This window comes from Marinobacter sp. MBR-99 (genome assembly GCF_040547575.1).
Taxonomy (GTDB): domain Bacteria; phylum Pseudomonadota; class Gammaproteobacteria; order Pseudomonadales; family Oleiphilaceae; genus Marinobacter.
Map to the genome: position 1 here is coordinate 51007 of NZ_JBEPPY010000020.1, position 12596 is coordinate 63602.

The window sequence follows — 12596 nt, forward strand, 5'->3', positions numbered from 1 at the left end:
AAAGGCCTACCCGATGGCTGACATGCACCAAAAAAGAAGGAAGCCTTACTCCGAACCCGAACCACGACGGCGATCCACAGCAACCGCCATCTTCTCTATGATGGGATTAATTTGCCCATGCTTCATCTTCATAGAAGCCCGATTAACCACTAACCGCGAACTGATGTGATCAATCAACTCCCGAGGCTCCAGGCCATTAGCCTTCAGAGTATTCCCCGTATCCACGATATCAACAATCTCATCCGCCAGATCCAGAATCGGCGCCAGCTCCATCGCCCCGTAGAGCTTGATGATATCCGCCTGCCGCCCCTGGGCCGCATAATACCGCCGAGCAAGGTTTACGAACTTGGTGGCCACCCGGATTCGCCCGGCCGGTGGCTGCTCACCTTTCTTGCCCGCCGTCATTAGCTTGCAACGGGAAATGTTCAGATCCAATGGCTCATACAACCCTTCCCCACCATGCTCCATCAGCACATCCTTGCCCGTGACACCAAGATCGGCGCCGCCGTACTGCACATAGGTCGGCACGTCCGTGGCGCGGATGATCAGAATCCGCACGTTCGGGTCTGTGGTCGGGAACACCAGCTTGCGGGACTTTTTCACGTCGTCGACCAGCTCAATACCGGCCTCCGCCAGCAGCGGCAAGGTCTCTTCGAGAATTCGTCCCTTCGACAAGGCGATGGTGATGGAATCTGTCATGGGTCTTTCCGGGTCCCGTTGGTTCATTATGCCGGCAAACGGCGAATGCTTGCGCCCAGCAGCTGCAGTTTTTCTTCAATACATTCATAGCCGCGATCTATGTGATAAATACGGTCTACGATGGTGTCACCATCCGCCACCAGTCCGGCGATGACCAGACTGGCTGAGGCGCGCAGGTCCGTGGCCATTACCGGCGCACCGGTCAGGTGCTCCACACCCTTGATGATGGCCGCGTTACCCTCCAGGGTAATATCTGCGCCCATGCGAATCAGCTCCTGCAAGTGCATAAAGCGGTTTTCAAAGACCGTCTCAACGATGGTGCCCGTGCCCTCGGCCACAGCATTCATCGCCGCAAACTGGGCCTGCATATCGGTCGGAAACGCGGGATATGGGGCCGTACGCAAGTTAACCGCCTTCGGGCGTTTACCCTTCATATCCAATTCAATCCAGTCAGGCCCGGTAGTGATATGGGCACCAGCTTCTTCGAGCTTCAGCAACACCGCTTCTAGCAGGTCTTCACGGGTGTCTTTAACTTTTACCCGACCGCCTGTAGCAGCCGCAGCCACCAGATAGGTGCCGGTCTCGATACGGTCCGGAAGCACGTTGTAGTGGCAACCATGCAGGCGCTCTACCCCGTTGATCTCGATAGTGGCGGTACCATGACCCTTGATGTCAGCGCCCATGGCAATCAGGCATTCGGCCAGGTCGACCACTTCAGGCTCCCGAGCGGCGTTTTCGAGGATCGTTTTACCCTCAGCCAGGGTTGCGGCCATCAGCAGGTTTTCGGTGCCGGTTACCGTCACCGTGTCCATAAAGATATGGGCACCTTTCAGGCGGCCGTTGGTTTTGGCCTTGATGTAACCATTCTCAACCTTGATATCCGCGCCCATCAGTTCCAGGCCGTGGATGTGCAGGTTGACCGGGCGGGTACCAATGGCACAACCGCCAGGCAGGGAAACTTCTGCCTCACCAAAATGCGCCACCAGCGGGCCCAGTACCAGAATGGAGGCGCGCATGGTTTTCACCAGCTCATAGGGCGCATGAAAATGCTTGATGGTGTTGGCGTGAACCTCAACACTCATCTTTTCGTCAATCAGCAGCTCGACACCCATCCGGCCAAGCAGTTCGATCATCGTTGTGATGTCGTTCAGGTGCGGCAGGTTGCCAACGGTCACCGGCTCATCCGCCAGCAGGGTAGCTGCCAGAATCGGCAGCGCCGCGTTCTTGGCACCGGAGATGCGAATCTCGCCATCCAGAGGCTTGCGCCCCCTGATCAAAAGTTTATCCACAATATCTGTCCTGTTCGGTTCAGGCGTTGGCCTGCCGCTCGGCCCACTCGCTCGGGGTGTAGGCCTTCGGGTGAAGGGCGTGAATGGTGCCGTCCATGATGTGCTGGAACAGTACCTTGTTAATCATTTGCTGCCGTTTGATGGTTGGCAGGCCTTCGAATACCTCACCCACCGCGACCACGAGGTAATGGTTGCCATCAACCTGCACCTGCACCTCGCAATCGGGCAGTGCTTGTTTCACTAGATCGGTAACCTGGGCGGCGTCCATAGGGATTCCTCGGCTGTATTGAAATCAGGGGCGGAATTGTAACCAATTCCCGGGCGCCGGTCAGCTGTGTGAGGCAAATCCGGGAATCTGATCTTTAAGATTGCTGAGTGCAGCCAGCGACAATAGGCGGTCGCTGGCGCCTTCAAAGGTAAGGGATACTTGCCGACTGAGTGCCAGCCGATGCCAGCAAAGGAGCATAGAGAGCACCACGCTGTGGGCGGTGCCCAGCCCGGCAAGGTCGACCGTAAGCGAGCTCTGGGCACCCTTGATTAGCTGTTCACCCTGTTTGCGCAACGGAATCACCGAATCGGCATCAACCGATCCGGTTACCCGCAAAGTAGTGCCATCCAAAATGACCGCAGGCGCGTCACTGGTCATGACTGGTCAATTTCCTCGTCCAGGTTCAGCGATTCCACCGCGTCGCTCCAACCATCGATGACCAGTTGAATCTGGCCCCGATTAGCCTCCATTTCCTGGGCAAAGCGGTCGCGGAAAGCCAGGCCGATATTGATACCCTCAACGATGACGTTTTCCATCATCCACCGACCTTCGGAATTGCGGTACATGGAATAGGTGACGGGATAGCGATTACCGGAAGAGGTGACGACTTCCATCTGCACGGTTGCGCGATCGTTATTCTGGGCCATGATGGACGCCTCTTTCACCTGGATAGTGAAATCATCGGCCGACACCAGCGCCTGGGCATAACTGTCAAACAGGCTGCGCTTGAACTTCTCGACAAAGTCATCGCGCTGCTCTGGCGTCGACTGCCGGGCGTAGCGGCCCATTACCCGAGCCGCAATGCGACGGAAATCCACGAACTGGTCAAGGGTTTCATCCATGCTCGCGTAAAAGGCTTCCGGGTCGGATGCGTAGAGGCCCTTCTCCGCCTGAAGCTTTTTTACCAACTTCTGGGTATTGTCATCCACATACTGCCTGAGCTCTTCTTCCGGCCCTGCCCAGGCCTGGCCGAACCCTACTGCAAACAGGGCGAGTATCAGTATAAGGCGTTGTTTCAAAACAAGCATTGCAGTCTCCTGTGCGTTTATTCCCGTTGCCTCACCGGCCCGAGGCAAAATTGCTGATCATCCGTTCCAGATTCATGGCAGATTGGGTGGAATAGAAGGTATCGCCTTCTTTCAAGGACTCAAGATCCCCACCAATGGAGATATCAATGTACTGCTCCCCCAGAATTCCGGATGTACGTATTACTGCTGCACTGTCCGCCGGGATGTTATCCACGTCTTTGTGGATAGACATGGTCACCCTGGCCTGAAAGGTTTCCCGGTCCAGAGTGATCGACTCAATGGTGCCTACCGTCACACCCGCCATGGATATCCGGCCCCGGGGCGCCAGCCCGCCAATATCGTTGAAGTTTGCATGGAGCCTGTAGGTAGCGCCAGCGGCCTTGGGGGACAGGCCACTGACCTGCAACGCCAGGAACAGCAAGGCAGCCAGCCCGGCGATAATAAAAAGACCGACGATGATTTCTGTTGTTCGTTGTGCCATGAGAGGCTCCCGGAATACCTGTTAGAAATTTCCAAACATGACAGCGGTCAGCACGAAATCCAGGCCGAGAACCGCCAAAGATGAATACACCACAGTTTTGGTAGTGGCCGAACTGATCCCTGCCGAGGTGGGCACACAGTCATAACCCTGGTACACCGCAATCCAGGCACAGACAAAACCGAACACCACACTCTTGATCAGCCCGTTGAGAACGTCATCCACAAAGTCCACTGAGGCCTGCATATTGCCCCAATATGAGCCTTCGTATACACCTAACCATTCAACACCCACCAACATGCCACCCCAGACGCCAACCACCGCGAATATCATGGCCAGAATGGGCAGTGAAATAAAACCCGCCCACAACCTTGGGGCGATCACCCGGCGTAACGGGTCGACCCCCATCATTTCCATGCTGGAGAGTTGCTCAGTCGCTTTCATCAGACCGATTTCGGCGGTTAACGCAGAACCAGCACGGCCAGCAAACAGCAGTGCCGCCACCACTGGCGCCAGTTCACGCACCAGGGTCAATGCGATCATCTGGCCGATGGCCGCCTCCGAACCAAAATCGCTGAGAATAGTGTACCCCTGAAGACCAAGCACCATGCCGATGAACAAACCCGACACCACCACAATGGCCAGCGACAGCACACCGACTGCATATAACTGCTTTACCAGGAGCGGAAAACCTACAGAGGGCTTCGGTACGCCCCCGACAACGCCCGCCAGAAACTGACAGGCCCGCCCCAGTGACGCAATAACATCAAGACCCGTTCGCCCCAGGGCAGCTATGCGATCCATCATGCGCCACCCCCGCAGATACCGAAATCAGACGCTGCATCGCTGTTCGGGTAATGGAACGGCACCGGGCCGTCGGGCTGGCCTTTGAGGAACTGTTGAACCCGCTCGGAGGGGTGCGCCCTGAGTTCATCCGGAGTTCCCTCACCAATGACCTTGCCATCCGCAATGATGCACGCGTAGTGGCAGATACTCAGGGATTCCGGCACGTCATGGGAAACGAGCACACTGGTCAGGCCCATGGAGCTGTTCAGATCGCGGATCAACTTGACCAGAACCCCCATGGCAATGGGATCCTGCCCGGCGAAAGGCTCGTCGTACATGATCAGCTCGGGGTCCAGCGCGATACTACGGGCCAGCGCCACCCGGCGTGTCATCCCCCCGGACAGTTCCGAGGGCATAAGGTTGCGGGCACCACGCAGGCCCACCGCTTCGAGCTTCATCAGCACGATGTCCCGAATCATATCTTCCGGCAGGCGGGTGTGAACCCGCAAAGGAAAGGCAACGTTCTCGTAAACACTCAGGTCGGTGAACAGGGCGCCACTCTGAAAAAGCATGCCCATCTTTTCCCGCAGCACGTACAATTCCTTGCGCTTGAGCTTTGGCACCTCACGGCCTGCCACCACCACCTGACCGGAGTCGGGACGCAGCTGGCCGCCAATCAGTCGCAACAGCGTGGTCTTACCGGTGCCACTGGGGCCCATGATCGCGGTGATCCGCCCCTTAGGAATATCCAGCGAGACACCATCGAATATGCGCCGGCCGGAGCGGGAAAACACCACGTCGTTAAGACTTATGTATGCAGATGACGCCATAATCCATCCTGATTAAAGAGCGCCTACATTATGACATGCGCCGCTTCAGCTCAATGAAAAGCCGGTTAAAGCTACGTAAAATGTCTTGATGGCAATGATCAGTTTCCCTGAACGTTGGCTGCCACGCGTCTCAACAATGATATACTCACGTTTCAGTCGCCCGATCACCGACGTTTGGCCGGGCAAACCAGACCGACCGAGCAGACTATCCGCCGAGATGACAGATTCACACGCTCCAGACACCCCCGACTACCGCTCCTCAGCAGTTCGAGCCATCCGCATCGAGCGGGAAGCTATCGAAGCCCTGGAAGGCCGTATCAACGGCGACTTCACCAGAGCCTGCGACGTTATCATGGCCTGCAAAGGCCGGGTAGTGGTCACCGGCATGGGTAAATCCGGCCATATCGGCAACAAGATTGCAGCCACATTGGCAAGCACCGGCACGCCCTCCTTTTTTGTTCACCCGGGTGAAGCCAGCCACGGCGATATGGGCATGATCACCCCGCAAGATGTGGTGGTTGCCATCTCCAACAGCGGCAGCACCAGCGAGGTGGTGACCATTCTGCCGCTGATCAAACGCATGGGGGCACCGCTGATCAGCATGACCGGCAACCCGAACTCTGTGCTGGCTCAGGAAGCGGTCGCCAATCTGGATGTCAGCGTTGCCCTGGAGGCCTGCCCGCTTGGCCTGGCACCCACATCCAGCACCACAGCAACCCTGGTCATGGGCGATGCGTTGGCCGTAGCCCTGCTGGAAGCCCGAGGCTTCAGTGCCGAAGACTTTGCCTTCTCTCACCCGGGCGGCAGTCTGGGACGGCGCTTGCTGCTGCGGGTTTCTGACATCATGCATACCGGCGACCAGATTCCCAAAGTTCTTGAAACTACCACCCTCAGCGGCGCCCTGCTGGAGATCAGCCGTAAAGGGCTGGGCATGACCACCATCGTCGACGCCCAGGGGCATCTGACCGGCATATTTACCGATGGCGACCTGCGCCGGACCCTGGACAAATCCGTCGACGTTCACACCACTCCGATCCGGGACGTCATGACCCGCCACGGCAAAACCATTCAGGCTGACCACCTGGCGGCCGAGGCACTGAACATCATGGAAGAGATGAAGATCAATGCCCTGCCCGTCACCGACGACGACGGCAACCTGGTTGGCGCCATCAATATGCATGACCTGCTGCGTGCGGGGGTGATTTAATGAGTGACTTCGCACCGCCTATGCACACCGGCTGGGACGACACGCTCAAGGCAAAAGCCGCCAGAATTCGCCTGATCGCCCTGGACGTAGACGGCATAATGAGCGACGGCCGGTTGTATTTCAGCGCTGCCGGCGACGAACTCAAAGCGTTCAATATACTGGACGGTCTGGGTCTGAAACAGTTGATGATGGCTGGAATTACCGTGGCAGTCATTACCGGGCGCAGGTCACCACTGACAGAAAAACGGATGACCGACCTCGGCATCCCGCACCTGATGCAGGGCCGGGAAGACAAGAAAGTTGCGTTACAGGAACTGGTTGCAGGCATGGATATCGCTCCGGACCAGATTGCCTATATGGGCGATGATCTGCCTGATCTGCCCGCCCTGACATTCGCCGGCCTGGGTATCAGCGTGCCCAACGGCTACTGGCTGGTGCGTCAGCAAGCCGACTATTGCACCCAGGCCCTGGGGGGGCACGGCGCCGTGCGTGAAGCATGTGACCTGATACTCTGGGCGCAAAACCGGCTGGGCGCTACTCTGGCCCCCTATCTGGGCAAGCCGTCATGATCCCGGGGGCCCTGTCGGACATCGTTCGCAAACCCAGGGTTCGAACCCTGGCGCTGGCAGCCACGGTTCTCGCGACCGTCTTCCTGATGTGGCAGAACGAGGAAGGTGACAGTGTGCGGGGCGATGCCGCAGAACTCAGGGGCCCGTCGGAACCCGACAGTTTTATCATCGAGGGCCGCTACACAACCTGGGACGAACACGGCAACCTTAAGATGTCGATATCCAGCCCCCGAATTGAGCAGTTTGAAGACACCAACTACGCCACCATGAATGCCCCAAGGGCCAGGATTTTCAGCGAACAGGCCACCCCACCATGGATAATCGAAGCGGATGAAGGTAGCCTCCGGCAAGACGATGATCAGGTGACCTTGACGGGCAACGTCGTCGTACTCCGGCAAACCGGCGACTCTGAAGCCACCCTGAAAACCGACTCACTGACCCTGGATAACCGCCAGGGCACGGTATACACCGATCAACCGGTCACCATTACCGAACCGTTCGGCGTTACCCAGGCCAATGGCATGAAAGCCTGGATAAACGAACGCATACTGGAACTCAACTCCCGGGTGGAAGGGCAATATGAAACCATCAGGTAAGCGCACACACCGACTGCCGGTCATACTGGCCGCACTGATGCTGGCCAGCCCGGCAACCGCGTTTGATCTGGATTCCGACACCCCCATCAAGGTCAGCGCTGATTCCGCCCGCCTGGACGATACCGAAGGGACCGCCAGCTACACCGGCGACGTTGAACTGGTTCAGGGGGCCACCCAACTGAACGCAGAACGGGTGGTACTGTATCGAAGCCCCGAAGGTCTCAGCCGGATTGAGGCAAGCGGCGAACCCGCCCGATATCGCCAGCCGGCACGGGAAGGTGAAGCCATGACAGACGCCCGGGCGCGGACCATCACCTGGTCAGCGGCGGAAAACCGGCTGACGTTCGAGCGCCAGGCAGTGATTGAACAGGGCAACAATGTGTTCCGGGGCGACGTCATCCAATACGACACCGTGCGCAGGGTGGTCACTGCAGAAGGCGGCACGCCTTCGGAAGAGAGCTCTGGCCGGGTGGAAATGGTGATTCAGCCTCGCGGCTCCAGCAACCCCTCAGACGAATAGGTTACTGATGGCAGTTCTCAGGGCCAGCAACCTGGCAAAAAGCTACAAACAGAAAAAAGTGGTTCTCGATGTGTCTCTGGAAATCCGGTCCGGAGAAATCGTAGGCCTGCTCGGCCCCAACGGCGCCGGGAAAACTACCTGTTTTTACATGATTGTCGGGCTTGTACCCTCCGACCGCGGCCGAATCACCATTGACAGCCAGGACATCACACCCCTGCCCATGCATGGCCGGGCACGCAAAGGCATCGGCTACCTGCCCCAGGAAGCCTCGGTATTCCGCAAACTTACCGTGCGCGACAACATCATGGCCATTCTGGAAACCCGAAAAGGCATGAAACGGCCTGAGCGGGAAGCCAAACTTGAGGAACTGCTCGAGGAATTTCACATCACCCATATCCGGGACAGCTTGGGTATGGCGCTGTCCGGTGGTGAACGGCGGCGCGTCGAAATCGCCAGAGCGCTGGCCATGGAACCTGCGTTTATTCTGCTGGATGAGCCCTTCGCCGGGGTAGACCCCATCTCGGTCAGCGACATCAAACACATCATCCGGCATTTGCGAGATAAAGGCATTGGTGTGCTGATCACCGATCACAACGTGCGGGAAACCCTCGATATTTGTGAAAACGCCTACATTGTCTCCGGCGGCCATATCATCGCCTCCGGCAATGCTGAAGCCATCCTGGCCAATCAGCAGGTCAAGGAAGTCTACCTGGGTGATGAGTTCCACCTGTAAGCGGAAGAAAACCCCTCGACGACCGAGGTCTGATTGTTTTGATGATCTGTAGCAAGTAAACTCGGCAAAGAACTTGCTTATACTGACAACAGTGAGCGGCAAGTAACCAGCGTATAACAATTTTTTTGCCTGACAGCAGGCAACGTCACTACCGGGACACCCTTGATTTATGGATCTTGAGCCATGGTTATGAAAGCCTCATTACAGCTTAAGATGGGCCAGAGTCTGACCATGACGCCCCAGCTGCAACAGGCCATTCGCCTGCTTCAGCTTTCCACCCTCGACCTCCAGCAGGAAATCCAGCAGGCGCTGGAATCCAACCCCATGCTGGAAACCTCCGAGGATGACGATCAGTCTGACACCCCCGATACGGATGCCGACACCCGGGACGAACATAAAGACCGGGATTCCGACCACGATGAACCGGCCACCGAGGCTGCCTCTGACTGGGATGAAAACGAAAATGGCCCGGACTGGGCCTCCGAAAACGACATCCCGGATAACATCCCCGACGACCTGCCCGTAGACACCGCCTGGGACGATATCTACCAGTCTGCACCGGCGCCAGCCAGCAAAGGGGACGACGAGAACGAGTCGGATTTCGAAACCCGCAATTCACCGGCCGAGACTCTCCAGGACCACCTGGAATGGCAGCTCAACCTGACCCCCATGAGCGAGCGTGACCAGGCAATCGCCCACGCCCTGATGGACGCTGTAGACGAGCGCGGTTACCTGACCTCACCGATTGAGGAAATCCATTCCGGCCTGCAGGACGAAACCGAAGAAGACCCCCTTGAACTGGACGAGGTAGAAGCGGTCCTGCACCGGCTACAACACTTCGACCCGCCGGGCGTGTTTGCCCGAGACCTGCAGGAATGCCTGCTGATTCAGCTCAACCAGTTGCCGCCAGATACCCCCTGGCTTCGACAGGCCCGCCTGGTGGTTACCCAGTTCCTGCACCTGCTTGGCAACCGGGATTACGCGCAACTGCTGCGCCGCAGCAGACTCAAAGAAGATCAGCTGCGCGAAGTTCTGGCCCTGATTACCAGCCTCAACCCTCGCCCGGGTGACGTGGTGGACCGAGCGGAGCCGGATTACGTGATACCAGACGTCATCGTCCGAAAACACGAGGGCCGGTGGCGTGTTGAGCTCAATCCGGAGATCGCCCCGAGAATTCGGGTCAACGCCAGCTATGCATCGCTGATCCGTCGCGCCGATAGCAGTGCTGATAACACCTACCTGCGGGATCAACTGCAGGAGGCCAAGTGGTTCATTAAAAGCCTGCAAAGCCGCAATGAAACGCTACTGAAAGTCGCCACCCGGATTGTTGAGCACCAACAGGGTTTCCTGGACCAGGGAGAGGAAGCAATGAAGCCGCTGATCCTCTCAGATATCGCCCAGGCCGTGGAAATGCACGAATCCACCATTTCACGGGTCACCACGCAAAAGTATATGCACACACCCCGCGGCATTTTCGAGCTGAAGTACTTTTTCTCCAGCCACGTCAGTACCGCTGAGGGCGGAGAATGTTCCTCCACTGCTATTCGTGCGATGATCAAGAAACTGATTTCAGAAGAAACTCCAAAAAAGCCGTTGAGCGATAGCAAGATTGCAGCCATGCTTGGAGATCAGGGCATCAATGTGGCCCGGCGCACCGTTGCCAAATACCGGGAGGCCATGCACATCCCTCCTTCAAACGAGCGCAAACGACTGGTTTAATGTTTTTGCCGGTGCACGAAGCACCGGACACGCAGCCCGGTGGCAACACCGGCATGATGACAACAGGAGACGCCTATGCAACTCAACATTTCAGGCCATCACGTAGAACTGACCCCTGCATTGAAGGATTACGTCAACACCAAGTTCGAGAAGCTGGAGCGTCACTTTGACCACATAAGTAACTGTCAGGTGACGCTGGAAGTTGAGAAGGTACGTCAGATGGCTGAAGCCACCCTGCATGTCATCGGTGGCGATATCCATGCAAAGGCAGAGAGTGAGGATATGTACGCCGCGATTGATTCGCTGGTGGACAAGCTGGACCGCCAGATCCTCAAGCACAAAGAAAAGAATGTAGACCGGATGCACGGCAACGGCTGAGCGCGCTCATAGCGCCACCGTACCGGGTGTTTCAATGATACGAGCTGCGGCGGGGCATACCGGCCGCAGCCTTTTTTTTACGGAATCACAGTCGATCCATGAGCGATACATCCCTGACCATCGACAACATTCTGGCTCCCGAACTGACGCTGTGCAGGGTGCCAGCCTCCAGTAAAAAGCGGGTACTGGAAACCATCGCAGAGCATATTCATCATCAAGATGAAATCCTCAGCGACACAGAGATTTTCAGCAATCTGGTTTCTCGCGAGCGGCTTGGCAGCACCGGTATCGGCCAGGGTATTGCCATACCCCATTGCCGGCTGGAGGGGCTGGACCGTGTGATCGGCGTGCTGATGACACTGGAAGAGAGCATCGACTTCGATGCTATCGACAATCAGCCGGTCGACCTGGTGTTTGCCTTGATCGTGCCCAAAGAAGCCACCAGTGAACATCTGGAGTTGCTAAGCCAGTTGGCCGAGAAATTCAACGACAACGGGTTCTGTGAACAGCTTCGCCAGTGCCAGGATGCAGCATCCCTTTACCAGCGCATGACCGCGGCATCCTGATAAGCAGTAGCACCAACAGAAGAAGGCAGGAGCGTCCATCATGAAACTGATCATCGTCAGTGGCCGATCCGGGTCCGGTAAGAGTACCGCGTTGCATGTGCTCGAAGATCTGGGTTTTTATTGCATTGATAACCTTCCCATCGGACTGCTGTTCCCGCTGACCCGGGAAGCGGCACAACAGGAAGCGCCGGGGCGGCTCCGGAAAATGGCCGTCAGCATCGACGCCCGCAACCTGTCTGCCGAACTGGCCAACTTCGAACAGATCTATCGCCAGCTTCGCGATGCGGGAGTCGTTGTCGAGATTATCTTTCTGGATGCCGATGAACAGTCCCTGCTGCAGCGGTTCCACGCCACACGCCGAAAGCACCCGCTGAGCGATGACCGTACCTCCCTCCGAGAAGCCATCACCAACGAAAAGGCACTGTTGGAACCGCTGTCAAAACTGGCAGACCTTTACATCAACACCACCGGCATGTCGATGTATGAACTGCGCGACATGGTCAAACAGCGAGTGGTCGGTCGCAAGGATCAGGAGCTTGCACTGCTGTTCCAGTCATTCGGTTTCAAGCATGGCGTACCGGTCGATTCCGATTACGTTTTCGATGTGCGCTGCCTGCCCAACCCATACTGGGATACCAGCCTGCGCAAATACGTCGGTACCGATCAGCCGGTTATCGAGTTTCTCGAGCGGGAACCTCTCACCGGACAAATGGTGGACGACCTGATCCGCTTCCTGGATACCTGGCTACCCTCGTTCGCCGACAGCAACCGCAGCTACATGACCATTTCTATTGGCTGTACCGGTGGCCAGCACCGTTCCGTCTATGTCTGCGAGCAACTGGGCCAGCACTTCCGCACCCGATACAACAACGTGCAGGTTCGTCATACTGAACTTCCCCATCTCCAGGCCCGAGGGGAGATCTGATCCAA

The 12596-nt window shown here is 57.2% G+C and carries 17 protein-coding genes; 9 read left to right on the forward strand and 8 right to left on the reverse strand.

Translation table 11 applies throughout. The annotated features are described in order from the left end of the window. Positions 1–45: 45 nt before the first annotated feature. The 8 genes from hisG to ABIE59_RS16010 are packed head-to-tail and all read right to left on the reverse strand — an operon-like array spanning position 46 to position 5378. Entirely contained in the window at positions 46–699 is a 654-nt protein-coding gene (gene hisG, locus ABIE59_RS15975; RefSeq protein WP_138437228.1) for an ATP phosphoribosyltransferase, read from the reverse strand. A gap of 26 nt (positions 700–725) precedes the next feature. Continuing rightward, entirely contained in the window at positions 726–1988 is a 1263-nt protein-coding gene (murA, locus tag ABIE59_RS15980) for a UDP-N-acetylglucosamine 1-carboxyvinyltransferase (RefSeq protein WP_058092010.1), read from the reverse strand. Positions 1989–2007: 19 nt separating this feature from the next. Next, the gene (locus tag ABIE59_RS15985; protein ID WP_061331522.1) at positions 2008–2256 is read right to left on the reverse strand and encodes a BolA family protein; all 249 of its coding nucleotides are present in this window, start codon (positions 2254–2256) and stop codon (positions 2008–2010) included. A 60-nt stretch (positions 2257–2316) separates the two neighbouring features. Then, complete coding sequence (locus ABIE59_RS15990; RefSeq protein WP_152438670.1) at positions 2317–2634, reverse strand: STAS domain-containing protein; 318 nt, start codon at positions 2632–2634, stop codon at positions 2317–2319. Then, entirely contained in the window at positions 2631–3284 is a 654-nt protein-coding gene (locus ABIE59_RS15995) for an MlaC/ttg2D family ABC transporter substrate-binding protein (RefSeq protein WP_354448484.1), read from the reverse strand. Before ABIE59_RS15995 ends, ABIE59_RS15990 begins: the two co-directional genes overlap by 4 nt. 31 nt (positions 3285–3315) lie before the next feature. Then, a complete protein-coding gene (mlaD, locus tag ABIE59_RS16000; protein WP_152438672.1) occupies positions 3316–3765 on the reverse strand; it encodes an outer membrane lipid asymmetry maintenance protein MlaD in 450 nt (149 codons plus the stop codon). A gap of 21 nt (positions 3766–3786) precedes the next feature. Further along, positions 3787–4569, reverse strand: coding sequence for a lipid asymmetry maintenance ABC transporter permease subunit MlaE (mlaE, locus tag ABIE59_RS16005; RefSeq protein ID WP_058092015.1), 783 nt, complete (start codon positions 4567–4569; stop codon positions 3787–3789). Next, entirely contained in the window at positions 4566–5378 is an 813-nt protein-coding gene (locus ABIE59_RS16010) for an ABC transporter ATP-binding protein (RefSeq protein ID WP_152438674.1), read from the reverse strand. The genes mlaE and ABIE59_RS16010 overlap by 4 nt, the downstream gene beginning before the upstream one ends. Before the next feature lie 217 nt (positions 5379–5595). Here ABIE59_RS16010 and ABIE59_RS16015 point away from each other — a divergent pair, with 217 nt between their 5' ends. The 9 genes from ABIE59_RS16015 (at position 5596) to rapZ (ending at position 12591) form a co-directional block, all read left to right on the forward strand. Beyond that, on the forward strand, positions 5596–6585 hold the full coding sequence (locus tag ABIE59_RS16015) for a KpsF/GutQ family sugar-phosphate isomerase (RefSeq protein ID WP_061331528.1): 990 nt from the start codon (positions 5596–5598) through the stop codon (positions 6583–6585). Further along, entirely contained in the window at positions 6585–7154 is a 570-nt protein-coding gene (locus tag ABIE59_RS16020; RefSeq protein WP_354448487.1) for a KdsC family phosphatase, read from the forward strand. Before ABIE59_RS16015 ends, ABIE59_RS16020 begins: the two co-directional genes overlap by 1 nt. After that, positions 7151–7750, forward strand: a complete 600-nt coding sequence (lptC, locus tag ABIE59_RS16025; protein WP_354448489.1) for an LPS export ABC transporter periplasmic protein LptC — start codon at positions 7151–7153, stop codon at positions 7748–7750. Before ABIE59_RS16020 ends, lptC begins: the two co-directional genes overlap by 4 nt. Further along, positions 7734–8270: a lipopolysaccharide transport periplasmic protein LptA gene (gene lptA, locus ABIE59_RS16030; protein WP_354448491.1), complete on the forward strand. Its 537-nt coding sequence runs from the start codon at positions 7734–7736 to the stop codon at positions 8268–8270. The genes lptC and lptA overlap by 17 nt, the downstream gene beginning before the upstream one ends. A gap of 7 nt (positions 8271–8277) precedes the next feature. Further along, complete coding sequence (lptB, locus tag ABIE59_RS16035) at positions 8278–9003, forward strand: LPS export ABC transporter ATP-binding protein (RefSeq protein ID WP_058092020.1); 726 nt, start codon at positions 8278–8280, stop codon at positions 9001–9003. Positions 9004–9192: 189 nt separating this feature from the next. Continuing rightward, positions 9193–10722: an RNA polymerase factor sigma-54 gene (locus ABIE59_RS16040; protein ID WP_072678164.1), complete on the forward strand. Its 1530-nt coding sequence runs from the start codon at positions 9193–9195 to the stop codon at positions 10720–10722. Between the two features lie 75 nt (positions 10723–10797). Beyond that, positions 10798–11100 (forward strand): ribosome hibernation promoting factor, encoded by a 303-nt coding sequence (gene hpf / locus ABIE59_RS16045; protein WP_072676729.1) that lies wholly within the window; start codon positions 10798–10800, stop codon positions 11098–11100. A gap of 98 nt (positions 11101–11198) precedes the next feature. Next, positions 11199–11666 (forward strand): PTS IIA-like nitrogen regulatory protein PtsN, encoded by a 468-nt coding sequence (gene ptsN / locus ABIE59_RS16050; protein WP_072676728.1) that lies wholly within the window; start codon positions 11199–11201, stop codon positions 11664–11666. A 40-nt stretch (positions 11667–11706) separates the two neighbouring features. Continuing rightward, positions 11707–12591: an RNase adapter RapZ gene (gene rapZ, locus ABIE59_RS16055; RefSeq protein ID WP_152438677.1), complete on the forward strand. Its 885-nt coding sequence runs from the start codon at positions 11707–11709 to the stop codon at positions 12589–12591. Positions 12592–12596 lie beyond the last annotated feature (5 nt).

What these genes read in the sequence shown, in the direction of transcription:
- hisG (WP_138437228.1), bottom strand. Translation starts at nt 699, where the DNA reads ATGACAGATTCCATCACCATCGCCTTGTCGAAGGGACGAATTCTCGAA.
- ABIE59_RS15985 (WP_061331522.1), bottom strand. Translation starts at nt 2,256, where the DNA reads ATGGACGCCGCCCAGGTTACCGATCTAGTGAAACAAGCACTGCCCGAT.
- ABIE59_RS15990 (WP_152438670.1), bottom strand. Translation starts at nt 2,634, where the DNA reads ATGACCAGTGACGCGCCTGCGGTCATTTTGGATGGCACTACTTTGCGG.
- ABIE59_RS15995 (WP_354448484.1), bottom strand. Translation starts at nt 3,284, where the DNA reads ATGCTTGTTTTGAAACAACGCCTTATACTGATACTCGCCCTGTTTGCA.
- mlaD (WP_152438672.1), bottom strand. Translation starts at nt 3,765, where the DNA reads ATGGCACAACGAACAACAGAAATCATCGTCGGTCTTTTTATTATCGCC.
- mlaE (WP_058092015.1), bottom strand. Translation starts at nt 4,569, where the DNA reads ATGATGGATCGCATAGCTGCCCTGGGGCGAACGGGTCTTGATGTTATT.
- ABIE59_RS16010 (WP_152438674.1), bottom strand. Translation starts at nt 5,378, where the DNA reads ATGGCGTCATCTGCATACATAAGTCTTAACGACGTGGTGTTTTCCCGC.
- ABIE59_RS16015 (WP_061331528.1), top strand. Translation starts at nt 5,596, where the DNA reads ATGACAGATTCACACGCTCCAGACACCCCCGACTACCGCTCCTCAGCA.
- ABIE59_RS16020 (WP_354448487.1), top strand. Translation starts at nt 6,585, where the DNA reads ATGAGTGACTTCGCACCGCCTATGCACACCGGCTGGGACGACACGCTC.
- lptC (WP_354448489.1), top strand. Translation starts at nt 7,151, where the DNA reads ATGATCCCGGGGGCCCTGTCGGACATCGTTCGCAAACCCAGGGTTCGA.
- lptA (WP_354448491.1), top strand. Translation starts at nt 7,734, where the DNA reads ATGAAACCATCAGGTAAGCGCACACACCGACTGCCGGTCATACTGGCC.
- lptB (WP_058092020.1), top strand. Translation starts at nt 8,278, where the DNA reads ATGGCAGTTCTCAGGGCCAGCAACCTGGCAAAAAGCTACAAACAGAAA.
- ABIE59_RS16040 (WP_072678164.1), top strand. Translation starts at nt 9,193, where the DNA reads ATGAAAGCCTCATTACAGCTTAAGATGGGCCAGAGTCTGACCATGACG.
- hpf (WP_072676729.1), top strand. Translation starts at nt 10,798, where the DNA reads ATGCAACTCAACATTTCAGGCCATCACGTAGAACTGACCCCTGCATTG.
- ptsN (WP_072676728.1), top strand. Translation starts at nt 11,199, where the DNA reads ATGAGCGATACATCCCTGACCATCGACAACATTCTGGCTCCCGAACTG.
- rapZ (WP_152438677.1), top strand. Translation starts at nt 11,707, where the DNA reads ATGAAACTGATCATCGTCAGTGGCCGATCCGGGTCCGGTAAGAGTACC.